This is a genomic window from Rhodococcus sp. Leaf278, from assembly GCF_001426085.1.
Lineage (GTDB): Bacteria > Actinomycetota > Actinomycetes > Mycobacteriales > Mycobacteriaceae > Rhodococcoides.
Genome location: NZ_LMRR01000042.1, coordinates 15,980 through 39,152 on the forward strand (window position 1 = coordinate 15,980; position 23,173 = coordinate 39,152).

General features: G+C 59.7%; 23 protein-coding genes, 1 tRNA gene and 2 pseudogenes. 8 read left to right on the forward strand and 18 right to left on the reverse strand.

The features are described from left to right. Positions 1–895 (reverse strand): annotated as a pseudogene (mobF, locus tag ASG84_RS21825) (MobF family relaxase); the annotation flags it as partial. 265 nt (positions 896–1,160) lie between these two features. Here mobF and ASG84_RS21830 point away from each other — a divergent pair. The 6 genes from ASG84_RS21830 to ASG84_RS21855 all read left to right on the forward strand — a co-directional run bounded on the left by ASG84_RS21830 (position 1,161) and on the right by ASG84_RS21855 (position 4,945). After that, the gene (locus ASG84_RS21830) at positions 1,161–1,694 is read left to right on the forward strand and encodes a hypothetical protein (RefSeq protein WP_057479102.1); all 534 of its coding nucleotides are present in this window, start codon (positions 1,161–1,163) and stop codon (positions 1,692–1,694) included. Then, complete coding sequence (locus tag ASG84_RS21835; RefSeq protein WP_057479103.1) at positions 1,691–1,897, forward strand: hypothetical protein; 207 nt, start codon at positions 1,691–1,693, stop codon at positions 1,895–1,897. Before ASG84_RS21830 ends, ASG84_RS21835 begins: the two co-directional genes overlap by 4 nt. 434 nt (positions 1,898–2,331) lie before the next feature. Beyond that, complete coding sequence (locus tag ASG84_RS21840; protein ID WP_057479104.1) at positions 2,332–2,964, forward strand: hypothetical protein; 633 nt, start codon at positions 2,332–2,334, stop codon at positions 2,962–2,964. Beyond that, positions 2,961–4,172: a PrsW family intramembrane metalloprotease gene (locus tag ASG84_RS21845; RefSeq protein WP_057479105.1), complete on the forward strand. Its 1,212-nt coding sequence runs from the start codon at positions 2,961–2,963 to the stop codon at positions 4,170–4,172. The genes ASG84_RS21840 and ASG84_RS21845 overlap by 4 nt, the downstream gene beginning before the upstream one ends. Before the next feature lie 141 nt (positions 4,173–4,313). Continuing rightward, positions 4,314–4,526, forward strand: coding sequence for a hypothetical protein (locus tag ASG84_RS28375; protein WP_057479106.1), 213 nt, complete (start codon positions 4,314–4,316; stop codon positions 4,524–4,526). A gap of 50 nt (positions 4,527–4,576) precedes the next feature. Next, positions 4,577–4,945: a histone-like nucleoid-structuring protein Lsr2 gene (locus tag ASG84_RS21855; protein ID WP_057479307.1), complete on the forward strand. Its 369-nt coding sequence runs from the start codon at positions 4,577–4,579 to the stop codon at positions 4,943–4,945. Positions 4,946–5,202: 257 nt separating this feature from the next. Here ASG84_RS21855 and ASG84_RS21860 read toward each other — a convergent pair whose 3' ends face one another. From ASG84_RS21860 to ASG84_RS21900, 9 genes and pseudogenes are all read right to left on the reverse strand, one after another. Then, positions 5,203–5,538 (reverse strand): hypothetical protein, encoded by a 336-nt coding sequence (locus ASG84_RS21860; RefSeq protein WP_057479107.1) that lies wholly within the window; start codon positions 5,536–5,538, stop codon positions 5,203–5,205. 54 nt (positions 5,539–5,592) lie between these two features. Continuing rightward, a complete protein-coding gene (locus ASG84_RS21865) occupies positions 5,593–5,805 on the reverse strand; it encodes an urea amidohydrolase (RefSeq protein ID WP_235581781.1) in 213 nt (70 codons plus the stop codon). A gap of 62 nt (positions 5,806–5,867) precedes the next feature. Beyond that, on the reverse strand, positions 5,868–6,404 hold the full coding sequence (locus ASG84_RS21870) for a DnaB-like helicase N-terminal domain-containing protein (protein ID WP_057479109.1): 537 nt from the start codon (positions 6,402–6,404) through the stop codon (positions 5,868–5,870). A 253-nt stretch (positions 6,405–6,657) separates the two neighbouring features. Further along, positions 6,658–6,873: hypothetical protein (locus tag ASG84_RS21875; RefSeq protein ID WP_156399676.1), on the reverse strand; the 216-nt coding region annotated here is incomplete at its 5' end. Positions 6,874–7,279: 406 nt separating this feature from the next. Beyond that, a complete protein-coding gene (locus tag ASG84_RS21880) occupies positions 7,280–7,849 on the reverse strand; it encodes a hypothetical protein (protein ID WP_057479110.1) in 570 nt (189 codons plus the stop codon). Positions 7,850–8,279: 430 nt separating this feature from the next. Beyond that, a partial coding sequence (locus tag ASG84_RS21885) for a DUF2637 domain-containing protein (RefSeq protein ID WP_235581782.1) occupies positions 8,280–9,200 on the reverse strand: 921 nt, incomplete at its 5' end. A 132-nt stretch (positions 9,201–9,332) separates the two neighbouring features. Continuing rightward, positions 9,333–10,148 (reverse strand): ParA family protein (locus ASG84_RS28380; RefSeq protein ID WP_235581783.1); only part of this gene is annotated, 816 nt, incomplete at its 5' end. 1 nt (position 10,149) lies between these two features. Beyond that, a pseudogene (locus ASG84_RS21895) lies at positions 10,150–10,695 on the reverse strand (ParA family protein); the annotation flags it as partial. 1,154 nt (positions 10,696–11,849) lie between these two features. Next, positions 11,850–12,047: an excisionase family DNA-binding protein gene (locus ASG84_RS21900; RefSeq protein WP_032368532.1), complete on the reverse strand. Its 198-nt coding sequence runs from the start codon at positions 12,045–12,047 to the stop codon at positions 11,850–11,852. Positions 12,048–12,186: 139 nt separating this feature from the next. Between ASG84_RS21900 and ASG84_RS21905 the strand changes: the two genes are divergently transcribed. Beyond that, the gene (locus tag ASG84_RS21905; RefSeq protein WP_057479113.1) at positions 12,187–12,822 is read left to right on the forward strand and encodes a helix-turn-helix domain-containing protein; all 636 of its coding nucleotides are present in this window, start codon (positions 12,187–12,189) and stop codon (positions 12,820–12,822) included. Then, positions 12,815–14,014, forward strand: coding sequence for a site-specific integrase (locus ASG84_RS21910; protein WP_057479114.1), 1,200 nt, complete (start codon positions 12,815–12,817; stop codon positions 14,012–14,014). Before ASG84_RS21905 ends, ASG84_RS21910 begins: the two co-directional genes overlap by 8 nt. A gap of 1,198 nt (positions 14,015–15,212) precedes the next feature. On the opposite strand, the gene ASG84_RS27660 is transcribed toward ASG84_RS21910, so the two are convergent. The 8 genes from ASG84_RS27660 to ASG84_RS21940 all read right to left on the reverse strand — a co-directional run bounded on the left by ASG84_RS27660 (position 15,213) and on the right by ASG84_RS21940 (position 23,050). After that, positions 15,213–16,208 (reverse strand): hypothetical protein, encoded by a 996-nt coding sequence (locus tag ASG84_RS27660; protein ID WP_156399659.1) that lies wholly within the window; start codon positions 16,206–16,208, stop codon positions 15,213–15,215. After that, positions 16,201–18,129, reverse strand: coding sequence for an ORC-CDC6 family AAA ATPase (locus ASG84_RS27665; RefSeq protein ID WP_162248368.1), 1,929 nt, complete (start codon positions 18,127–18,129; stop codon positions 16,201–16,203). The genes ASG84_RS27660 and ASG84_RS27665 overlap by 8 nt, the downstream gene beginning before the upstream one ends. Next, a complete protein-coding gene (locus tag ASG84_RS28825) occupies positions 18,102–19,064 on the reverse strand; it encodes a phosphoribosyltransferase-like protein (RefSeq protein WP_442971015.1) in 963 nt (320 codons plus the stop codon). Before ASG84_RS28825 ends, ASG84_RS27665 begins: the two co-directional genes overlap by 28 nt. A 274-nt stretch (positions 19,065–19,338) precedes the next feature. After that, positions 19,339–19,415, reverse strand: a tRNA-Leu gene (locus ASG84_RS21920). A 44-nt stretch (positions 19,416–19,459) separates the two neighbouring features. Beyond that, the gene (locus tag ASG84_RS21925; RefSeq protein ID WP_057479116.1) at positions 19,460–20,911 is read right to left on the reverse strand and encodes a short-chain fatty acid transporter; all 1,452 of its coding nucleotides are present in this window, start codon (positions 20,909–20,911) and stop codon (positions 19,460–19,462) included. A 116-nt stretch (positions 20,912–21,027) separates the two neighbouring features. After that, a complete protein-coding gene (locus ASG84_RS21930; RefSeq protein WP_057479117.1) occupies positions 21,028–21,972 on the reverse strand; it encodes a Ppx/GppA phosphatase family protein in 945 nt (314 codons plus the stop codon). Then, positions 21,969–22,499: a DUF501 domain-containing protein gene (locus ASG84_RS21935; protein ID WP_057479118.1), complete on the reverse strand. Its 531-nt coding sequence runs from the start codon at positions 22,497–22,499 to the stop codon at positions 21,969–21,971. The genes ASG84_RS21930 and ASG84_RS21935 overlap by 4 nt, the downstream gene beginning before the upstream one ends. Beyond that, entirely contained in the window at positions 22,496–23,050 is a 555-nt protein-coding gene (locus ASG84_RS21940) for an FtsB family cell division protein (RefSeq protein ID WP_235581784.1), read from the reverse strand. Before ASG84_RS21940 ends, ASG84_RS21935 begins: the two co-directional genes overlap by 4 nt. Positions 23,051–23,173: the final 123 nt, after the last annotated feature.

The window sequence follows — 23,173 nt, forward strand, 5'->3', positions numbered from 1 at the left end:
ATTTGCCGTCGACGCCTTGCACTTTGGTGGAGATCGCGACGTGGGTGTGCAGGTTCGGGTCACCGTTGCGGTTGTCGCGGTGATCGAACCGGGTGTACATCAGGCCGGTCGATTCGATCTGTCCGACACCGGCTTTGCCGACCCGGGTGTAGGAGGCGTTGTCCTCGACCCAGCCGATGGCATCGCTCACCGCGGCGCTGTGTGCGCGCTCGATCGCGACACGGGTGTCATCGTCGCCCAGCCCCCAGAGAACGGACACCGACTTCTGTGGAGTGAACACGCAGTCGTAGCCGGCGACGGGTTGGCGTTCGCGGCGTTGCTGCGAGGCGATGTAGCGGACGAGCTCTGCCTCGCTGGCCGGTGATCGGCCCACTTCACGGTGGAACTCGTCGGCTCCGACGCGGTAACGGATCTGCTGGCACTGCTCGGCAGTGAGCGGTTTTCCGCCGGCGGCGCGGTCGTTGTCGATCTCGGCGCGGATGCGTTTCATCAGCGGCACCTCGTTGCGGAAGCTCGCGAACTTGCGGCCGAGCCGCACGCTCTCGATCGCGGCGGTCGCTTTCGTACCGTCGAGGACGGCGGCCTCGATCAACGCTTGGGCTTCGGGGTGCAGGCCCTCTCCGAACAGTGCCTTCATCTGGTCCTCGCGGACGTAACCGAACACGCCGAGTTCGGCCGAGGCCCGCCCTCCCCAGATGCCCGGTTCGGTACCTTCGGCGGAATAGTAGTCGGAAAGGTCTTGGCCGCGCTCGAGACGAATGTCCGCGCTGGCGACCTCGCGGATCAAGTAGGTGTAGCCGTCCCCTGCGTGCAGCGCGTGGACGGTCATCATCGCGGGCACCGCCGCCGACGAGCTGGTGTGCGACGAGATCTCACGGGACGATCTCGCTCGCATTCTGCTCTTGAATCACGCGGCACAGTCGCGATAGTACGCAGATTCCTCCCATGGACACTAATAGTGCAAGAGGTGTGTGGCGTTTGTTTTTTCATTTTGCGAAGAGATGCAGGGAATCTGAAGTCGATAGTATCTAGATTTCGGACGAATTAGAACTTGCATGGACGGTGAGGGACGAAAGTTGTAGCAGGACAGATTAATCAGGGCGACCGTGGGTGCGTATGACCCTTTCGCCGGCCAGCATTTTGGCGGTAGCCTATCCAGCATGACTCCCTCGAACGGTGGACCGGTCAGCGCTCGGGAACGGGCTCGGAGAGCGAATGCGCAGAGGTTGTCGGACGCACAGTTGCGTTTGAAGAATCAGGAGCAGGATCTGATTTCATATTTCGATGCCACCCGCGACGAACAAAAAATCAATGACGATGTGACCTCGAGGATCGAGCGGTTGCGACGGGACGCGGAAACCAAACTTGACGCGACGCGCGAGCGGCGCGCAAGAGCACTTGCTGAGCTGAAGAAACGCGGTGAGACATACGCGAGCATTGCGGCCTTGGTGGATCTTTCAGTGCCAGAAGCGACGCGCTTGGTCAAATCGACGATGGCGGCACGTGCGACAGTCCGATCCAACGTCGATCCGGCTGCAGAGAATGACGCGGGTGGCACGAGTAGCACGGAAGAGAGTGTCGAGAGCCCTGGAGATTCCGCATCGATCACCGCTGCCGAGCCCTCGAGAGATGAAGACTCGTGGGCAGATGGCCAGGGCGGACGCAGCATCGCGGTAGGAGGTGAACGACCGTGATCGCACTTGTTGCAATCGGATTGATCGTCGCAGGAGCGCTGTGGCGCGCTGGCAAGTCAGAGACTGGTTGGCGGTTCGCTCCTCTGCGGGCAACGGGAGTCATCGCCGCGGGCATGTTCCGCATCAGCGTGATTGTTGCGTCGATCTTGTTTGCATTTTTCGTCGCCGCCACTATCGGCGCATTGCGCAGCACCCTTCCATAACGAAGCGAGGCTTCGTCACGTGGCGATTGTCCGGCGTAGTCCGGATATTGCCCTATGCGGGTTCACGGGTACGCACCACTTCGCCTTCGCAGCGCTCGTGCTCGTGTGCGTTTGGTGTTCCACGATCGTGCTATTGCATGCGTATCAGGTCAGCAGGTCACGTGCCTACTAGTGCAACCCGCAAGGAAGCACAGTTGCATCCAACGGTGCGGCAACAGAATTCGGTGTGCTGCAAGCGGCGCACTCGGGAATTGCGTCGACACCGCAGGAGCCGAACGGGTCGAGCGTGAGGACTCATTGTCGGGAGCGATGCGGCATTGTCGATTCGTGACTGTGAAACTCGACGGCGGCAGCCGACATCAAGGTCGACGCCGAAGTAACATCTGCGATGTCCAATGAATGTGTAAAGGCACCGAACAGGGAGAGGCGCGCCTGTGACACTGACCCAACCCAGCAAGCACAGGGCGCGGGTGCCGGCCGAACACCGGGTGCTCGGCCTCGACATACGATCACTTCCACCCGCACTGTTTGTCATCGCGGTCTTCGTGGTCCTGACCATCGTCGTACCGAGAATCGACTCCTCTCTAGCCTGGGACGATCCGACCGAGGCAGGCGAGCAACTCGCCCTCACCGACGCCATCGAATTCACCCCCACCGCAGGCTGGGACGTTGAGAGCGGTTTTCGAGTCGACCCAGGCGAATCGGTGCAGAAGTCCGGCGACGTCATTCTCGCCGGCGACGGTGTGACGTTTCAGATCTCGTCGGACTCCTTCGACGGCACTCCGTCCCAACTACTGGACCAGACAGCGAAGGTCACCTCTCGTACCAGCGATCCGTCCTTTCAGGTCGAGGGCGATCGAACCAACCTCACGACGGTGACCGGAGAACCCGGCGTCCTTGCGCCCTACAGCAGCATCCGAGGCGACGGTCTGGCGGCGACCTTCGTCATCGACGGGACCGGCCTGCAGATCACGGCATACGGCCCACCCGCCCAGATGACAGCGGCCGCCGAGGACATCCGAGACATGATCACCAGCATCCGCAGCACGGACGGGAACAACCGATGAGCGACAACGCAATCGAGACGTCGACGAATCCATCGGCTATCGATGCGCAGCGACGCCAGGACGACGCTGTGAAGATCTCCGGCTGGGGCGAACGATTCGAGTTCTTCCAACCTCACAATTTCTCGTTCTGGGTGTACACCGCTCTCACCGCCCTCGGTGCTGTACAAGCCTGGTCATTCTTCGCTCCGAAGGCCGGGTTCTACGCCGACGGGTTCGCGATAGCGGCCGTCCTCTGCGGCCTGTGCGGTCTCGCCTGGTTCGCGTGGTTCCGCCACATCGACCGGTGGGAACGTCAGCCCGGCACGCTCATTGCAGCTGCGCTGCTGTGGGGCGCAATTCCCGCGACGTTCGCCTTCGCCATGACCGTGAACACCGCGATGCTCGGCATCTACCCCAAGCTCTTCGGCCAAGTCTGGAGTGCCAACTGGGCCGCAGGTGCGACGGCACCGATCACCGAGGAAGCAGCCAAGCTCTGCGGATTCGTGCTTCTGATGGGCCTCGCTCCGCGCTTGGTCCGAACCGCAAATGACGGCTTGATCATCGGAGCCTTCATCGGACTCGGATTCGCCGTCTTCGAGGACTTTCTCTACTCCGCGACAGCGTCTGCCGGGTCGTTCGGGACCGACCCGTTCGGCAATGCCGTGCAGATGTCCTTCACCCGGATCGCGGTCAGCTTCATATCCCACCCCCTGTTCAGCGCATTGGTCTGCGGTGGAGTTCTCTACCTGATCGGGACCGAAGCTCAGCCCCGCAGAATCGGACGGGGTCTCGCGTTCGTGGCAACCGGAATGGTTTTGCACTTCATGTGGGACGACGCGGGTGGCCTCAGCGGCGGCAACGGCTTGGCCGTCTTCGGCGTCTGGTTCGTCTCGATCGTTATCGGATTCGCGGTACTGACCATCGCGTTCCGTCGCGCAGCGCCGCGCGAGTACCAATTCGTCCGCGACATCCTCGCCCCCGAGGTCGAGGCCGGACATCTCACCGACACCGAGGTCGAGGGCGTGCTGGAGAAGAAGGCACGCAAGGCATTCGAGAAAGCCGCTCCGAATCGGCGATCCCGCAAGGCGCGAAAGCACCTCCGACGAGCAATCCTCGACCTTGCACACGACGTCGCACGCGACAATAGCTCAGACACAGAGGCCGTCCGACACTCCCGCGCCGAGGTGGACCGCCTCCGAGCTGATTCAGAACTAACCCGAGCCGTCTGACCGCGCAAGCTCATTCCTGGCAGCAAGCGCGGTTCCTCGCACCCGGGCGATCCGGTATTGCTTGGCCGGTCAAGGTTTGCGGCCCCCCGGCATGTCGGACACGGGCAACTCGCCTGTCCGAAAATGGTGCCCCGGGGGTGGGTGGATCCGGACGGAACGTTCGCGGGCATCAACGTGTCCAATACTGTTGCGCTGCAGCGTTCGCAATTGCTGACGGGCATCATCCGCGAGCCAGCGGTAGGGCTTTCTCGGTGTCTAGACGCCCTAGTACAGGAAATCGAAGACAACTCGCTAGCTGCTCGCTTGATTGTGTCGATGACGAAGGCAAGCATCGGTGCCGGTTATCCTGCATGAAGACGAATGCAGTGACGCTTCGTAACGTGTACTGGAAAGGTTCTACTGCTGTGGCCAGACGAATTACAACCCAATTGGTGGACGATATCGATGGCTCGGCCATCGACGACGAGTCCGGTGAGACGATCGAGTTCGCGGTAAACGGTGTCGAGTACTCGATCGACCTGAAAGCGAAGAATGCGCACGAGTTTCACAAGAAGCTCGACCTCTACATCGAGCATGCGACGCGGGTCGGTGGCCGCAAGCGTAAGCCCTCCCCCGCTGCCGCGTCGACCTCGGCAGCGGCTGGCGGTTCGGGCAAGCGTGATCCAGAGCAGACCCGGGCAATCCGGCAGTGGGCGTTCGACCAGGGCTACGAGATCAGTGAACGTGGCCGCATCCCGGCCGATATCGAAGAGGCGTACAACGCTGCGCACTGACAGGCGGTGAGCCGCCTGCGTCTACGCGGGCGGGCTGCTTCCTGTTCGCTGTGCTCCCGGGGGTGTGGCAGGACAAACGGAGCTGGATCGGGGCTGCTGCGCGACCGTCCGGCGTTGCTCAGGGTCGAGGCCCCGCGTGGCTCGGTTGCAATGATCGGCGCTCTTCGCGTCTGCTTCTGCGTCCGTCGTCGATTCCCAGCTGCAGCGCTTGTGCTGATTCGCATCTCGCAATCAACGGTTGAGCTGCAGCGTGCGAGTCAGACCAGCAGGTCATACGCCCACTCGTACACCCAGCGAGGCAACGCAGGTGCATCGAACGGTGCGGTAGCAAAGTTCGATCCGCTGCGAGCTGCGCACTCGGGGATCGCGTCGACAGTGCGAGGGCCGAAGGATCTAGCTGCGACGATCCACTGTCCGCGGTGAGGCACTCGGATGGCAGTCGACACTGTGCACCGCCCACCGAAGTATCCGGCGGTGAGCTTGTGGCAGTCCCATTCGACGTGCTGGTTTTGTCCGAAGAAGTGTGTCAGCGTCTCGGCGAAGGTTGGCCCGTAGAGGGTGCCTCGGTCGGTGTCGATGCGGATGAAGTTCATGGCGTCGGCCTATTCGAGTTGTAGCGGCAATGCGAGGTGTGCGTTGAATGTTGCTCAGAACAGAGGAATTTGGCTGCGCGCCGCGAGACTCTCGCGGAGCTCTCGGAACTTGCCCAGAAGGTCTGAGGCGACGGCCTCGGTGTACCCGATGGACCGCGCAACCTCACTGAGTGTGCTGCCCGCGGCGAGCGCTTCATCTATCTCACGCCCGGCAGCGAGGTCCTCGACTTCCTCTGTATCGAGATGCGCGACATCTGCGGTGGCCAACCGGACAGAAGCGAGGGCAGCTCGACGCCGCTCATCGCCCGACTCTGTCCCTCCCCGCGCCGTCATAATGCGTTGCCGCTGCGGAAGGCGTTCAGACGGTTCGTCGCTTCACGTTGCGCCCTTCCGATTTCGACAAGCTGGTCGAACAAGAATTCTTCCGGCGCTTCCTCGGCGATCTGCTGAATTCTGATCCCTGCCTCGAAGAAGCTGCGTCGGTAACTTTCCGACAGGACCATGCCGGCGTAGTCGGTTGCCGATGCTCCGCATGCGTTCGCTGCGGTGACGTCGGTCAGTGTTCGACGCAGCCGTGCACCGCGGTGTCCACTGGCACCTGACCGGACAAGAACGCCCAGAACACTCGCGGGGTCGTGTGGGAGGTTGTCGATGATCAGCCCCTGCACGATGCCATACAGCTCGCGATAAACGGGATCGTGGAAATCGTTGGCCTGCAATGACCCTGCAATGCGGGCGGCCTCGTCGGTGTCCTTCAACCACATCAGTGCGCAGATGACCAGTGCTTCCGGTGCCGTCTCCGGATGGTCCGTCAGATCAGCGTGATCGTCGTCGTTGGTGGGTTCGATTGCTCTCAACGGGGTCATCTGTTCGCCTCGTTTCTATGTGCGGGTCTGTTGCGGGAGAACTGGCTTCGGTACTCCGGTGGCGCTTTGCTTGGTTATGCCGCGTTCGTCTTCATTGCGGAGGTGTGGGTCAGATGTAGAGAAGGTTCGGTGGTGCGGTGCCGTCGAACTGCTCGAGGCTGTCGAGGACGGCGTTGTAGTTCTCGGGCCTGCAGCTTCCGAGTCCGATGATGAGGGCACAGGTTCCNCCGACCCTCGACGGCCTCGGCAAGTATCAGATGTAGAGAAGGTTCGGTGGTGCGGTGCCGTCGAACTGCTCGAGGCTGTCGAGGACGGCGTTGTAGTTCTCGGGCCTGCAGCTTCCGAGTCCGATGATGAGGGCACAGGTTCCGTCGAGTGTGACGAGGTAGGACGGCGGCGTTCCGTTGTCGGACGATGCGTGCTCGCGTGCGTCGAGGAGGGCGATACGGACGGCATCGGCGGCGGCCAGNCACGCTCGTGCTGCGGACCGACGTGCAGCCGAGCAGCCAGTTCGAGTGTGACGAGGTAGGACGGCGGCGTTCCGTTGTCGGACGATGCGTGCTCGCGTGCGTCGAGGAGGGCGATACGGACGGCATCGGCGGCGGCCAGATTCGCGCATTCGAGATTGGGTTCTGCTCCGGTTGCGGTCAGAATTTCGGGGTTGTCCTCGGGGCGTGTGGTGACGGTCCAGGTGATCATCGTTTGGTTCCTTGTCGCTCGTGCCGACCAGCTGCTTCTAATCGAGCGTCACACGAGGTCCGTAACAAAGCGTTCGGTGCGGAGGCAGATCAGGCGAGGGTGTGGATAACTGTGGTGCCGAGTCAGCCTGTGGATAAACGACGTTCGGCCCCGGGGTTAGGGCCGAACGTGTGGTACTAGACGTCGTCGAAGACATCGAGGAGTTTCGCGGGGTCGCGGCGGTAGCGGCTGCCGTCGAGAAATACTCCGACGGCAGCGCGGTGAACGCGGCGGAGTTCGGCCATCAGGGTGTCGTACCCGATGCGGTCGGTGATGCGCCAGGTGACAGGTCCCATGCGCAGGTCTACCCAGTGGATGGTGCGACGTTGTTCGGAGCTGTAGCGGTGGTGCGGCACTGCTGTGTGTTCGGGGCTGTCGAGCCACAGGACGGAGATCGCGGCGGCCCCGAATTCTGCGCCTGGTTGCGCGGGATGGGGTGCTTGTCCATCGGCTCCGGCAAGTGCGGCCCGAACGGTGGCAAATCCGGTGATGACTGCGGATACTGTTTCGGCGCTGCGGAAGGTCATCATGACGTGACCTAGTGCGACAATCATCTGCGCTTCGTCGGTTGCTGCGGAGGTAGCGGTGATAGTGGCCTGCTGGGGTCCGGAGACCAGGACGGTGGTGTGGGTGACGATTCCGGTGGTCCGGGCATTGTGTGCGGCGGTGGTCCGTCGTCCTGTGCTGGAAGTATTCTGCTGCGGCATGTCGGGCTCTCTTTCTGTTGCGAACCGGCTCCCCCGGCCCTTTCGCTCTGCCAATTTCTTTCGCCGTCATCTGGCTCGAAGGAGAGAAGGCGGCGCACTGGACCGGCGTCCTGGCCCTGATCCGGAAAGTTTTCAGCCGCAGGCGCTTTGAAAAGTTTTCGGAGCCCATCGGGCCGGAGCAACGCGGAGTCAGAGTTGGGTAAGACGGGTCAGGGTGTTGCATGCTCGATCGGAGCCAGATGTGCGAAGGAAATTGTTCTTTCTGCTGTGCGGAGCTCAATCCGGAGACCGCCGGAGGTGGTCCCAGGGCAACGCGCGCCTCGACGCAGACTGAGTCATCCGGGCGCGACCACCTCACAGCCACCAACAGTCTGGAGTGATTGCGCGGGAGCGACGGAAAGCAACCAGGCTCGATGCCGCGGTAGCACTTCTATCCTGCGGACATGCGGTCACGCTCGCTGGCTGGCTTGTCGTCAAACTTGGATTGCCCGTCCTGGTGGCCATAGACGATCCCTGCGGTGACTTCTTCCCACTTCCGATATCGGCGCATCGCGGTCGATGCAACGGAGCCGTCCGTTTCTCTACCGATTCGTGCCCACGACCATTCTTCCCACTTCCGATATCGGCGCATCGCGGTCGATGCAACGGAGCCGTCCGTTTCTCTACCGATTCGTGCCCACGACCATTCGCGGTGGGCGTGTCGAAGCCGCGCTGTTTCCGCAACTTCCGGTGTGAGAGCGTCTACCTGTCGTCGTTCCAAGCCCGCCGCGTCGACCTGTTCTACCCACAAGCCGTCCTCGCCCTCCGGATCATCCCCGCCCAGGCTGTGGTCGTCTCGGCTAAACTCGCCAGGTGGACGATCTGGCTCTTCCATTGCAGCACTCGGTGCCAACCCTGCCCCCACGATCCCGCGGGGCGCACGAAGGATGACAGCCAGCACTTCGGTCATCGCTAGGAGCGCAATAGGTGCAATGGTGACAATACCCGCCGAGACTACGGCCGGAAGCAAGGTCGCACTCAACACTGCGTGGTACGAGTTACCCACAATCGACGCCGATGCGGCTACACGCAAGATCGTGACGACGAAGCGACGACCTTTGATCGTGCCGTTGTCCGTGTGATTCGACAGCGCTATGGCTGTCACGGTTGTCGAGACGATTGCGCCGTCCAACACGATTGGAATCACCCACGCCTCGCCGGGACCTATCCCAGCCATCACCGCGAGATCACGCAACACAGCGAAACTGAGCCAGAAGGACGCCCCGGCAATGCCTACTGTCAGCGCAACGGCCGTTGCGAGGGCCCACTGCAAGATCGCTGGATGGAGCGCAACGACGTCTGACGGCTTCGTNGAAGGACGCCCCGGCAATGCCTACTGTCAGCGCAACGGCCGTTGCGAGGGCCCACTGCAAGATCGCTGGATGGAGCGCAACGACGTCTGACGGCTTCGTCGTAAACGGGTTTGCCGCGGGGTGTGATCGGCTCATCGGATTCTCGGCCCTCGTGCGAGGGGGCCCGTTCGTTGCGGGAACGGCGCACCGTCGTTGAATCTGTTGCGCAACAACTCCAAGTAATCTTCGATTGCCGCATTGACGAGGTCCGACGGGCCTCGCGGCGCGCCGGGCGTTGCGGACAACGCTTCGGCTGCGTTGAGAAGATCGTCGACGGTGGACTGGTAGAGGTAGTACGAACGCTTCTGTTTTGCGTTGTCCGGTGACGGTTGCGTACCGGTCTCGGCCGACGAAACAGTGTCGTGGGTCTGCCGCGAGTTCTCCGGCGGATCGACCGGGCTCGATCCGGCGAGTGCGCTCTTCATACGTTCGGGGCGGGCCATCACAGGTGTCCCCTCGTGAGCTGCGAAAGTGTGTCGCGGTAGATCGTCGACAGGCTGCGAGATTGTGTTGTTCCCCAGTCGACCAGGCTGGTTTGGGCTTCCATCGAGTCTTTGATGACAACCCGCTTGGGAACGGCATCGCCGAGAACGTTGATGCTTGCGGCGATCTCGATCAATTGTTCTCGGCCGCTGATCGTCCTCCATCGAGTCTTTGATGACAACCCGCTTGGGAACGGCATCGCCGAGAACGTTGATGCTTGCGGCGATCTCGATCAATTGTTCTCGGCCGCTGATCGTCGCGATCTCGTGRAGGTTGACGATCGCACCGAGCATGGCGAGGTCCGGGTTGTAGCTGCGCTTGACTGCATCGATGGTGCGCAGCAATCGCGCGAGTCCATTGGCTGAGAACAGCGCGGACTGAGTCACGACGACGGCGGCGCGCGCTGCAACAAGGGCGTTGATAGTNCGGGTTGTAGCTGCGCTTGACTGCATCGATGGTGCGCAGCAATCGCGCGAGTCCATTGGCTGAGAACAGCGCGGACTGAGTCACGACGACGGCGGCGCGCGCTGCAACAAGGGCGTTGATAGTCAGCAGATCGAGGCTAGGTGGGCAATCGATGAGGATCACGTCGTACACGCCTCGTACGGCGTCGATTGCGTCGCGAAGCCGCCGTTCTCGGCCGGCACCGGCAACGACCAATTGATCGCGGACATAGGCCAGGGACTCGTTTCCCGGCGACGTGGGTACCAGGTCTACGCCAGACCAGATGGCGGGGACGACAGCATCGGCGATGGTCGCGTTCGACGACTCGGCGAGTACGTCGGCAACACCGACATCGTCGCGCTCTAGCTCGGTTTTGGTCAGGACTGTGCTGGCGTTGCCTTGCGGATCCACGTCGATAACGAGTGCTCGCTTGCCCGCTTGGGCAACGGCGTAGGCGAGGTGAAAGACGGTGGTGGTCTTGCCCACTCCGCCCTTCTGGTTGCAGAACGCAAAGATGTCAGCGGGCATGGTGGGTCTCACTCTCCATGAATGAATGGGACGAACTGGGGGAATGGCGGGAATGGGGTGTCTTGCACGCCTTGGAACCAACGGATGAGTCGCACCCCGTAGAAGTGTTGGATGTATTGCAGGTAAGGGGCACGAGGCGCGATTCGCGTCCCAAAGGTGAAAGGCATGCCATAGCGGTATGAGAAGCGTTTACTACCAATACATCCCGGGTGTGAGTGACATCCCTTGTGTGCATGGGAGGTGTAACCACCGCAGGACGTATGACATCCGTCGCCCGCGAGTCATCTGAGGCACTCTTTGCGGGTAATTCAGGTATGGGACTGGCGGGCAACGCCGCCGTACCGCTAGCGGGAGCGGCCTGCACCGGCGGGCTGTTGCGCTCGTGTCCAAGCAAGCAAATGTGTTGCTCCGGTGGAATCTTCGGGGAATCGACATGCAGGAGAGCGGCACGGACTGAAAGATCGAGGCCTGAATGACGGCTCGCCATGCCAGGCAACTCGTTGGTGTCAGCCTTGCAGATGGGTCGAGAGCTCAACTGGTACCTCCATAGTGGTGACGTATGAAAGCCAAGGGACTTCGTTCGTTCCCTCTGGACCCCCCATGGCCCCTGAGCCAATTTCCGCACCCACGTTGTCCGCTCCACGCCCGATAGCCCCGCGCCTCGATGGGCGCGCGGCTAATCGGTATCGCCACCCGTTCGATGATCAGTCGAGCTGGTGGTGCCTCGGGGCCGGTCTCCGAGGATTTACAAAGGGTGCACAGGCCGGCGGCAGGCTGGTTGTTCGTCGGGCTCTGCCAGAAAACGACGCTGCGACAGCGACTGCGGGCGGTCTTCAGCGGCACGCGGACCCGCGCAGGAGTACGGCGTGACGCAGACAATCGCGTAAACAGTGTGTACGCAGATGGATTCACCGAGACATGGGTAAATCCAGCCTCCACTCATCCCCGCTCTACGTCGACAACATCTTGAAGCAAAGCGAGTGCATGAGCTCGGCAAAACGCCTTGTTAGGCGCGTCAGGACCGATTAGTATCCGAGAGTGAAGCTCCTTCCTGCAAGGCGGAGATTTCGAGGACGCCCTCGGCACCGGTGCTCGTAACACCGGAACTCGCCGGGGGCGTCTCTAGTTCGTACAGGTCTGCGGTGAGGGGCATGTTAGGCAACGCCCGAGCTGACGCGTGCCGCCTCCTCCAGTCCGACGATGTACTCGTCAATGGCCGTGTCGGGAATCAGTCGGCGCTTACCGACCTTGACACTGCGAATCTCACCGGCCGCAAGCTTGTTGAACAAGTTGGAGCGTCCGAGACCCGTCCGAGCCATCGCTTCCTGGACCGAATACAACCGTCGAGACATGGTGTTTCCTCTCCGACTTTTGTGTAATGAAGCCACAATCGGGTACTCGATCGAGCCTCGTCCATGTGGTTCCACCACAACGTAGCAATTCAGTAGCGTTGCCACAACACATACGCAAAATCGGCTAGACTGCGTGCTTATGACACAGTCCTGGGCTGAACAGCTAGTGGCCCGCGTCGCCGGTGAAGTCCGGCGGCTTCGAGGCAAGGACCACTCCGCAATGTCAGCGGCGAAGCTCGCGGATCGCACCGAGGAGATCGGATATGGGATCTCGCGGTCGGTGGTCGCCGATTTGGAGACAGGGCGCAAGAAGAGCATCGACGTACCCGAGCTTCTGGTTCTCGCCGCAGCCCTAGGTGTTTCGCCGGCCCAGCTGGTTTTTCCTGATCTCCCCAGAGGCAAAGTCGAGGTACTTCCCGGGCTCGACCAGGAGTCCCACGATGCACTGCGATGGTTCAGCGGTGAAGCTGGCTTGATGAGGCCTTCGACCGACTGGTCGGAACGTGGGGACGAGGAACCAGTGGACGTATGGGTCCGCGAGCAGTTCGATCCCAAGAACGATCGGGTGGGCCTTGTGCGCGAGTGGCTACAGGCGCTGCAGGCGATGCGTCGCGCACGCGTTCAGATGCGCAACGGCCTCTCCAAGCAAGACTCGGTGGAGCACGTCGAGGCAATGAAGTTCATGTATGAGGACGCGAGACGACGCTCCGAGGAACTGTTTCGTCAGATGACCGAGCTCGACATGAACGTCGGTGATGAGGTGTCCGATGGCTAGGCAACAACTACCCCCACAGATCCGCAAAATTTCCGTGCGGGACAGAAAGTCCGGGAGACAACTTACACGCTACGAAGTCACGGTGGACACCGGTAGCAAGACCACCGTCAAGGTGGATGCAGCCGGCGTACCGCAAACGGTGACTCGCCGGACGCAGAGTCGCCGTCGATACTCGACCGAGCAAGCGGCACGGAGCGCGCTCGCCGAGACCCTCAACTCTGTGAACAACGGCCTGTACGTTCACACTTCGCAGTTGACAGTCGAGATGGCAGTCAACTACTGGCTCGAATCGAAACACTCTTTGAAGCCGTCCTCCCTCCATGGCCACCGAACCAATTTGCAGCCTGTGATCTCCGAGCTCGGGCACATTCCGGTTCAGAAGCTCACGAAGCCCAACGTCGAGTCCTTGGTGAGAAACCTCCGCAACGGAGGACTTCCGACAAAGCAGGGACGACCGCGGAAACCATGGTCGGCGAGGACCGTGAACTACATGCTGGGACTGATCACTGCGATCCTCCAAGATCAGATGAAGCAGGGCAATGTAATTCGGAACGTCGGTGCGATGGTCGATCGGCTTCCCGCCGAGGCTACCGAGATGCAGACACTCTCCAAACTGGAAGTCGACAAGTTGCTCGCGCACGTGGCTCGCGAGCCGATGCAGCATGCCTGGCAGCTGGCGATGCACGGGATGCGGCGAGGCGAAATCGCCGGTCTCCGTTGGGAGGACGTCGACCTCGACAAAGCAAAACTAAAAGTCGCCAACACCCGCATCGCGGTTGGCAGCGACATCATCGAGGGTCCACCGAAGACCAAAAAGTCTCGACGAACGCTTCCGATCTCGAAGCCACTCGAGGCAGCGCTCCGGGCGGCGCGAGCGCAGCAGGCGAGGGACAAGCTGAGCCTCGGCGAGCACTACCAGGAATCTGAATATGTAGTCCGGTTGCCCAGCGGGCAGGCCGTCCACCCGAATTTGCTGACCTTCCGATGGAAGAAAATCCTCGAATCCGCGCAGCTCAGGCACGTGCGTTTGCACGACGCTCGACATACCTGCGCGACGCTCATGCACCTGCAGGGGATCCCGATCGCCGTGATTGCCGCCTGGCTGGGACACGCTTCTGCCGCGTTCACATTAAGCGTATATACGCACTCGCAAGAAGACGCATTGATAGAGGCCGCGACAAGTTTTAAATAAGACTGCAAACCGCAAAGACATACTTTCGGCGCAGCGGGCAATCGCCAAGACTAGGCGACTACTGCATCCGAATCGCACGAGCAAGAGGACGATACTGCACTAGAGGCCTTCACCTGCGAAGGTACGTACCCGATTTCACGAAGGGCTTCGCTTACTGCGCCGATACTTAGATGCAACGCACCAGTACCGACATACTTGTCCGCAAAATTTGACGAACTAGCCAAAATTATGCGATGAAAATCCGAAACTGCGCTCTGATTGACGGGGCGTAAAGCATAAACACAATCACTCAACACGACGGGATACGCTCCACGGTGAATACCAATCTTCAGCGGTACTGGATTACCGACTCGCGGGAGTAGCACAAATTCTCCCGTGGTGGCGAGTTGAGACGGCGCGAGCCGTGTCGCCCGCTGATTTCGACTGAGAATATCTGGTGTGTGCAAGAATGGTGTGTCGCATTCGCGGACAGGCCATGACTTATACGTCGGAACTCGCCCCCTTACCACCTCTACGCACCGACATACACCGGACTGATTCACCAAAAGATGCGTCTCGCCCGTAGGAGTTACACCACTCTGAGAGCCCAGAGGTGCGATCCTTGGAATAATCGACACGATTGACGTATTTGCTCTAGCTCCCACGAAAGCTGTCGAAGGCAGAACTTGCTCTATGCGAACTATATGAGTCTTCTCAACCTCCTCCCAAAACTCTCTGCAGCGACGTCCGGCCAAAATACCGTTCGGCAGCACAGCCCAAACTCCAAAAATTGGGCGGAGTTCTTGCAAAACTACTGCCACAAAAGCGGCTGCTGGGCTGAGAAGACCATCGAAACCGCGATAGCGACATGCGAGACCCGCTCCGCCACGGTAACTAAAGGGCGGGTTCAAAACAACCGCTGCAAGCGGGACGTTCTTACGGACGCTATTCCAGACAGAACTAGATCTTCTCGATCTTTCGGACAGGAAGTTTACTCGGCCCAGATTCCAATGCGGGTTGCTTTTTGATAAAATGGACGTCGCATTTTGGTCGATATCCATTCCGTACAACTCGACCCTCCGCCTGAAGCGCCGCTCGACTCCAGCCAAGAGCGCACCTTGCCCAACACTCGGATCAAGTATCGCGCCCTTCATCCCAGACGGCATCCACCCTGCGATGCAATCGGCAAGCCATTCCGGCGAATAATAACTGTCCACCATTACGAATCCTCGTGACCCGATAGTCCGTTTGTATCGTCAAACCTAAAGACGCTTGTGTTAACGAAGCCCGTTATGTCGTACACGCACAGACGAGCCTCACCTTTACTGCGTCTCTTCGACCGCACCGGATGATCATACACAATCTCTACCAAATTTCCACGAGAAATTGCGTATAAAACTGCACCTACTGCATGCGGTTTAGTCCCGATCGGAGCAACACGAATACCTTCGTGGGGATTCCATGCATGAACTTCACTAAGCGTCAAGAAGGCATCAAACGGACAATTAGCCTTCGCGAATTGAACTTGCCGGTACACGAAGTTTGCCTCGATAACGGACCGATTTCTCGAATGCGCATAGAAGGAGTACTCCGGCCTGAATCCTGGAACTCCTACAATCGGAACAATGCGATCCGGCGGAGTTTCGGTACGGGACAAGATGTGGTTTAGCCTGGTACCCTCAAACCCAATCATTGGAACAAGAATTTCATCCGTTGACCCAGGACCTAGTCGGGCAAAACCTGGGATTGGCTCGATACCGCCAATCTTTTCGGACAGGTCATAAATTCCATCTTCTGAAATTGTTCGCGAGCTAGAATAAGTCTCGGGTTCTAGATAGATTAGAGAAATCGTTATCTCACCTATCACTGCCGCCCTCAGCAGCGGTGCCCAAGTTCGATGAGCTAATGCAGTAATATCTAACGTAATCGGTCCAGGTAAACTCTGCAAATATTCAACAATGTCATCTGCATCGTGCAGGAATAGCTGTAATCCCGCACTCGCTGCATCAACTTCTGTCACCAGGACCGACTCGTTGCCCTGCGCGTCGATCGAAATAAATTTGACATCGGTGAAGTTTGTCGTCGCATGCCACTCCGAGGCGACTGACGCGCGATCTTCATCTACTCCATTGCCAAAGATGAAGGTGCCGCCTGTCTTTGCAAACTGCCGCCTGTAAATCTCGTCGGTGAAAAGCGGCTCGTCAAGCCTATCCATTGAAGAACCCGTCGTAAATCGACAATTGTTCAGGAAGAGCAGAGTCTACAACTGGAATTCGCCTAGAAAGTACTTTTTGAATGGTACGCCGTGAATTTTTCGACGTGAGAGACAAGAAATCTCCTGAACCAAGAGTCATTCGGCGTTTGCGCCGATGACTGAACTCAAAGTAAGGAGAAAAAATTGGATGCATCTGAAAGTCGACGTCTTTGGTTTCGCCAGATGACCGAGCATTCTTGTCCCCTGCGAAAGAAATTAGAGCTCCGTGCATTACCGCTGCCGAGAGAACCGAGCGCACCTCGTCCATGTCAGTATCTGAATTATAGCTTATTCGAAATTGATTGACTTCCGGCGCGTGCCCCTGCGGCTCAGCTGCCATGACTTGAAAAATTCTTCCCAGTCCCAAGTTAAGGCGAACAAGTTGCGCACCACGTTCTGAAAGCCCCTCCAACTCGCGTAATGCCATCTGACCGACGCGGGACGCTGCAGCAGTTTGATCGCCTGCCGCCACTGCCTTATCTAAAGAGTGACCTCCACTAACATGAATCAGCAAGGCCTCATAAACTAACCTTAAAACATATCGTATATTACCATCCGATATCTGAGCGAAGGTTGACCAGCCGGAGTAGTACTTCCGGGTTCCGCGCTTTCCTTTCCTTAAAGTGAATAGAAGTGAATAGGAGTGGTTCCTGGTTCGAGTCATCCATTTTCTTGGATCGCGGATTGCGTCGTCTAACACATCGATCTCCCGACTATTCTGCGCCTCCGCCCAGTAACCAATCATGCAGGCGCTGACTAGCCGCATACTGTCAAAATGCTCCAGTTGTGAGTCGGGTGCTTTCTGCTGAACGAGACGGTTTCTAACGACCTCCCTTTGCCACTCACCTCCCAACAATATAGCTTCTTGCTCTTCGAGTAATTCCGGCAATAGGTGCGTAATGGAAACTTCTGGCCTGAATCCAACCGGCAACCGACTCAGACGCCCGTCACATACTTTCTCTGCAAAGGATGCAAAAGACTGCTCTTTTAGGTGATCAACAATATCAATTGTTGTGTAATCCGCGGGGTCGTGCAATGGCTGATTTTCGGCCAATGTGGTTCGCTCACGCTCAGATACATTACGGGTGCCAATTTTGAATGTATACCCACCATCACCGACATGTTTAATTAGCGTATTGATCACCCGCTGCTGATACGGCTGCAAATTTTCGAATTCATCTAAACAGAACGTGAACGTAAAACCGTCTAAGCGCACGTCTTGACGCAGAGCCTTCACCAAGTACTCAACCGGTTTACCTAGGCTCGACAAACTGAGCTGGCCAAGCGCTCGCGATATCGAGTTTAATCCTGCTTCAAGCTTCGCCAATTCGTAGCCGACACGCTTACGCAACGACTCTAGATTCTGCGGTCCATCGATATTCAGAGAAATGGATGTGAGCGCGAGGGCATCCCCGTCAGGAAAATTGATAGGTCCTGAATTATTCTCGAACCATTTTACGAACTCGAACAGCTTAAGTACAAGCTGCAGATTGACGTAGTGGCTGAAAATATGTGTCCAAGTCTCCTCCGAGACTCGTCTGCCCCTGAAGGCGGTTACAACATTGCTTTCAAACCGCCAGTATGCACCGACCGCAGTCCATTCGTTAATGTCGGACCCTACCAGCTTGGACTGACCTTCGTAGGCAAGGCCACGTAGCGTCGTAGTCTTACCTGTCCCGCGTCCCCCGATGAGCATGCACGGTCTTTTTCCGACCAACTGTGACCAGTAGACCGGTGTTGAGAAAATCTCGAATAGTTCCTCGCTAGCTAGATGCTCGGTTCTAACCTGGCCGAAGGCAAGGCTCAGCTCCTTCTGTAGCGATTCAATTCTGGAGTCAGGCAACGCGTGATCTGTCATCTTTTCCTCCGAAGCGTCGTCCATCCCGAGTTCTCGCTGGTAAAAATTGGTAGCGTGTTATCCGGCACGCCGTGCTCAAACGCTAAGGCAAGACCCATGTCACCGAACCCGAACTTGTCCTCGATTTTGTACCCGGCAGGATGGGCATAACGCGCCAAAAAGCCCGGCAATTCGGCGCGTAGGTTGGCAGGAACCAGATTTGTCTCCGAATACTCGGGATTTGCAAAGTATTCGTCAGGTAGAAGATGTGCCGGGCGCACCATTACCGTCGGACACTGCATAGCGATTTCCCGCTTGGCGTAAGCCGTACAGATGGCCGGCGTGTAGTAGACTTCTCCGATCCGCCCATCAGCCTGCAGCAATGCGAGGCTCGTCGCCGCATCACTTTGTCCGTCGGAGATTTCTCGAAACCACACTTGTAAAAATTGGGTGCCGGTTGCTGCGAGATCGTCGACAAACACCAGGTCGATAGCTCCTTGACCTTGGTTATGCGTTACGTAGTCACCTATTGCAGCAGGGTCTCGCAATTGGCCAGGGTTCGTCACGAGGTTGCCCCTTGCGCTTCTAATGAAAATGTGACCTGAGCCGGCCGGGTCGTAGATGTCGCCAGTCGGGTATGTGACAACAACATTACGTCTGAATGTCTGCCATCGATTTACAACCGACTCGCTAGGCGGCAAGGCACTTCTGAACGTGGTCGATAGGGAATGAAACGCGGAGCTGACCATCTTTTCGACGTGGGCGCTGTTCAGATACACGAACGATTCAAGTAACGCGGCAGCTATCTCGCGGTCGCGGGCAGTACCAAAATTATCAAGCCAACCCGTAGGGTTGATGTCACCCGGTTGTCTCGGCCAGAGCCCAATATTCGAGTAGAACTGCCGCCTCGACCGCGACTCGACCTCTGACAAGGCACCTCGTCTTTCAACTCCATCGTAGCGTCGTATGTACGTAGCCATGGTAGTGCCCGGGCGCAGGCTGGCGTCGCATTTATCCACTGTGCGGCGACACACGTGAGACGAAGCGAACCCGACGACCTAGCCGAAGAGGCCATGCTTACCGGACAAGACTGGCATGAGCCGCGGACAGTTCACCGGCCTCGTAGGACGCTAGTTAACTACAGGTCCAGCAAGACGACCGCCGCCAGTTATTTTGACTTGTGACATTCTGTGACACCGAAGTGCGTGTTCGAACCATCGCTGATGCAGCGTAACGCGCTGACCTGCGCAAACATGGTGCCCCCAGTCGGACTCGAACCGACACTGTGCGGATTTTAAGTCCGCTGCCTCTGCCAATTGGGCTATAGGGGCCACCGCCGGAGACTCGCTCCGGCGGTGACGATCATATCGGGCTACTACTGGGCCGGGATGACCGGCGGCACGAAGTCGAAGGTCATGCCAAGAAGCCACACCAGCAGCAGGACCACCGGGAAGTGAAAGATGAACTGCAGGAACGTGAATCCGATCAGATCGCGCGCTCGCAGACCCAGAACCGCCAGCAAGGGCAGCATGAAGAACGGGTTGATCAGGTTCGGCAGCGCCTCAGCCACGTTGTAGATCTGGACGGTCCAGCCCAGATTCATCTGCACATCGGTGGCCGACTGCATTACGTACGGCGCTTCGACGAGCCACTTGCCGCCACCGGAGGGAACGAAGAGTCCAAGTACGACGGTGTAGATCGCGATGACCACCGCGAAGCCTCCACCGGACCCGATCTCGGTGAAGAAGGTCGCCAAATGCTCGGAGATCGTAACACCTCCCCTACCCTCTGCCTTGGTCAGCATGGCCGCCATCGCGGCGTATAGAGGAAACTGCACCAGGATGCCTGCGGTTGCGGGGACGGCCTTGCTGACCGAATCCAGAAAACGCCGCGGCGTCCCGTGCAGCACGAGCCCGAGCATCAGGAAGACCAGAAGGTACCCGTTCAGGCTGCTGACCACCGACAGCACCGGCAGCGTCAACAGTTGGGAGACAAGCCATCCCAGCGTCATCGCGCCTACGAAGAGCGGAAGAATTCTGCTGTACTCGAGCCACTCCCCTGGTCGGCTGCGTGGAGCAGGCTCGGACACGGTGTCGTCCAAACTGACGTTCATGTCCTCGGCGGTTTTGATCGCCGCGCCCTTGGGTGCCGAGAAATGCGCGATGGCCACGGTGAGGACGATGATGATCGCGCACATCAGCAACGACTGCCACGTGAAGATGGTGGTACCGAAATCGAGTTCTCCGGTGACCGAAAGCAGCGTCGCCGGAAGCGAACTCGCCGTCGCCTGTAGCTGAGCAGCCGAGGATGACATTCCGAGGGCCCACACGGCTCCGAGTCCCATGAACGCCGCCGCCCCGAGTGCCCGGTAGTCCGTCCGCAGATCGTCACGGCGCGCGATGGCACGGGCCAGCAGCCCGGCGAACACGAGACTCAGTCCCCAGTTCAGGAACGAGACCGAGCAGGACAGCAGCGCAACAAAACTGACTGCGCTGCTGGAACTCTTGGGCACCTGCGCCAATCGGGTGATCAATCTGGCGACCGGTGGAGATGTGGCCACCACGTAACCGGTGAGGACGACCATCGCCATCTGCAGCGTGAAGGCCGTCAGATCCCAGAATCCGTTGCCGAATGCATCGACCACGTTCTGCGGAGACGAGCCGTTGGCGAAGGCAGCAACAGCAACGACCACCACGCCGACAAGAGCGAAGATGTACGCGTCCGGAAACCACTTCTCGGTTCCCTTGGCGAGCGCTTGCGCTACGCGCGCCAGGCCTTTCTCAGCCGGAGCCTGTTCGGCCGGTGCCTGCTCGGCGGGTGACGTCATCGGTGGTCCTCACCTCGAAGATAGCCGTGACGTGAGCCACAGCACCTGTAAGGTTTCACCGAAAGGCGTAGCGATGCAACCTACATCGCCGCAGACCGTATCTGCAGAATTGCAGATCAGATCTTGATCGACATCGCGATGCCGTCGAGGATGTCGTGTTCGCTGACCGTCAACGAGCTCACGGCACCGCGCCGCTCGAACTCCTCGGCCAATACGCTACAGACAATCGCACCGCCGCCGATGACGTCGACCCGACCGGGATGCATGGGGCCCAACGTACTTCGCTGCGTATGCGTCATGCCGATCAGTCGCTCGCACACCTCGAAGAGCTGATCGAACGGCACCCGCGACAGGTGCACCGCATCCGCGTCGTACTCGGGTAGTTCCTTGGCGATGGCCGCGATGGTCGTCATCGTGCCGGCCACCCCCACCCAGCTCGACGCGTCGCCGATCGACACGTCCTCGAACGCCTCCGCCAACTTTTCGCGGGCGTACTCACGCGCACCGTTGATCTCGTCTGCGGTGGGCGGGTCCGAATGCAGGAACCGTTCGGTCAGACGGACGCAGCCGATGTTCGCCGAGAACGCCGCCTTCACGCCTTTGGCGTCGCCCAGTACGAGCTCGGTGGAACCGCCGCCCAAATCGACGACCAGGAAAGGTCCTGCAGCAGAGTCGAGTTCACCGACTGCACCGGCGAAAGACAACCGTGCTTCCTCGTCACCGGTGATCACTTCGGCTTCGGCACCGGGGATGACTTTGCCGAGCACCTCGCGCACCATCGAGAAGAAGTCCTCGCGGTTCGACGCATCCCGGGTGGCGGAGGTGGCGACCATCCGCACTGCGGTAGCCCCGGTTTTACGAATGATCTCCGCGTACTCGACCAACGCCACGCGAGTGCGTTCGATGGCCTCGGGGACGAATGCTCCCGTCGCGTCGACTCCCTGACCGAGTCGCACGATGCGCATCTCGCGGGCGACGTCGGCGAGGGACTTTCCGTTGTTGTCGGCGACGAGCAGGCGGATCGAGTTGGTGCCGCAATCTATCGCTGCAACCCTGGTCATTGTTTCTCCGCACGTAGTTCTTCGATGGTCGGCCAATCGGCCGGAATAGCTTTGCCACGCAACGAGTTCTCGGCGGCAAGGGCCACCGACTCGTCGCCCAGCGGATTGACGCCCGGGCCTTTGGCCAACGAATGGGCGATCAGGACGTGCAAGCATTTGACCCGATCCGGCATGCCACCACCGGTGAAATCCGTTCCGAGAGATTCGATCTCGTCACGCTCGGCCAGATAGGACTGATGGGCGCGCAAATAGGCAGCAGCCAACTTGGGATCGGTACCGAGACGTTCGGTCATCTCCCGCATCACGCCCGCCGACTCCTGACGACTCGCCTCTGCCGTCAGCCGTGGGTCTGTCAGATAGAACAGGGTGGGAAAAGGCGTGCCGTCGGGCAACTTGGGGGCGGTTTTCACCACGCCCGGCCTGCCGTCCGGAGATCGATACGCGATCTCGAGTACGCCACGCGGTTCACGTCCGAGCTGCGCTGCGACCGCATCGAGATCTTCCTGCGAGACTGCCGAGGAATTCACCCGAGCGGTCCTCCTTCTGGTTCTGGCACCGGCGGCGAGGCCGGCACGGGTTCTGGCTGTACGACGGGCATCGGTGCGGACGTCGGCTCGGCTGGCTCGTCCGAACCCTGCGGCTGAACTGCGGTGTTCCAGAGGTCGGTGTACCAGGGCCCCGTCGGCGCACTGTCGGCCGCGAGTTCCTCCGGGGTCTTGCCGTAGTCGCCGGGCAACTGCACCTGGTACGGCGTCTCCCCCGGCATCACGAACCGCAGGCGCTCACGCGCATCGGCCGCGATGCGGGACGGCTCGTCGAGCTGAGATTTCTGGGTCTGGAGCGCTTGCACGTCGTTCTCCAACGCCCGCCGCTCGGCCAAGACCGACTCGAGTTCACTGCGCTGCGAGAAGTAGGTGCGTAGCGGTACTGCCAGCGTCAACGCCAGCGCACACACCACAACGCCGAGAATGACGGCCCGCCCGGTGGACAGTCCGAAGAACGTCCGCTCGGGCATCTTGGGCCTACGTGCCCCGACGCGCCGGGGAGCGGCCTTGCCGCCGACCACCGCGTCGCGCATCTGCTCCGACGGCTCGGGCGGGGTGGCCTGCCGGCCGGAGGCGTTCTCGTCGCGAGAAACGCCTCCGGCCTTCGACCGACTCGAAGAGGAGGAGCGGCCGCGAGGCCTGGGATCACGTCCACC

Coding starts and splice junctions, on each gene's coding strand:
- ASG84_RS21830 (WP_057479102.1), top strand. CDS start 1,161: ATGACTCCCTCGAACGGTGGACCGGTCAGCGCTCGGGAACGGGCTCGG.
- ASG84_RS21845 (WP_057479105.1), top strand. CDS start 2,961: ATGAGCGACAACGCAATCGAGACGTCGACGAATCCATCGGCTATCGAT.
- ASG84_RS21860 (WP_057479107.1), bottom strand. CDS start 5,538: ATGAACTTCATCCGCATCGACACCGACCGAGGCACCCTCTACGGGCCA.
- ASG84_RS21870 (WP_057479109.1), bottom strand. CDS start 6,404: ATGACCCCGTTGAGAGCAATCGAACCCACCAACGACGACGATCACGCT.
- ASG84_RS21880 (WP_057479110.1), bottom strand. CDS start 7,849: ATGCCGCAGCAGAATACTTCCAGCACAGGACGACGGACCACCGCCGCA.
- ASG84_RS21900 (WP_032368532.1), bottom strand. CDS start 12,047: ATGTCTCGACGGTTGTATTCGGTCCAGGAAGCGATGGCTCGGACGGGT.
- ASG84_RS21905 (WP_057479113.1), top strand. CDS start 12,187: ATGACACAGTCCTGGGCTGAACAGCTAGTGGCCCGCGTCGCCGGTGAA.
- ASG84_RS21910 (WP_057479114.1), top strand. CDS start 12,815: ATGGCTAGGCAACAACTACCCCCACAGATCCGCAAAATTTCCGTGCGG.
- ASG84_RS27660 (WP_156399659.1), bottom strand. CDS start 16,208: ATGGATAGGCTTGACGAGCCGCTTTTCACCGACGAGATTTACAGGCGG.
- ASG84_RS27665 (WP_162248368.1), bottom strand. CDS start 18,129: ATGGACGACGCTTCGGAGGAAAAGATGACAGATCACGCGTTGCCTGAC.
- ASG84_RS28825 (WP_442971015.1), bottom strand. CDS start 19,064: ATGGCTACGTACATACGACGCTACGATGGAGTTGAAAGACGAGGTGCC.
- ASG84_RS21925 (WP_057479116.1), bottom strand. CDS start 20,911: ATGACGTCACCCGCCGAGCAGGCACCGGCCGAACAGGCTCCGGCTGAG.
- ASG84_RS21930 (WP_057479117.1), bottom strand. CDS start 21,972: ATGACCAGGGTTGCAGCGATAGATTGCGGCACCAACTCGATCCGCCTG.
- ASG84_RS21940 (WP_235581784.1), bottom strand. CDS start 23,050: ATGCGCGACGCGGTGGTCGGCGGCAAGGCCGCTCCCCGGCGCGTCGGG.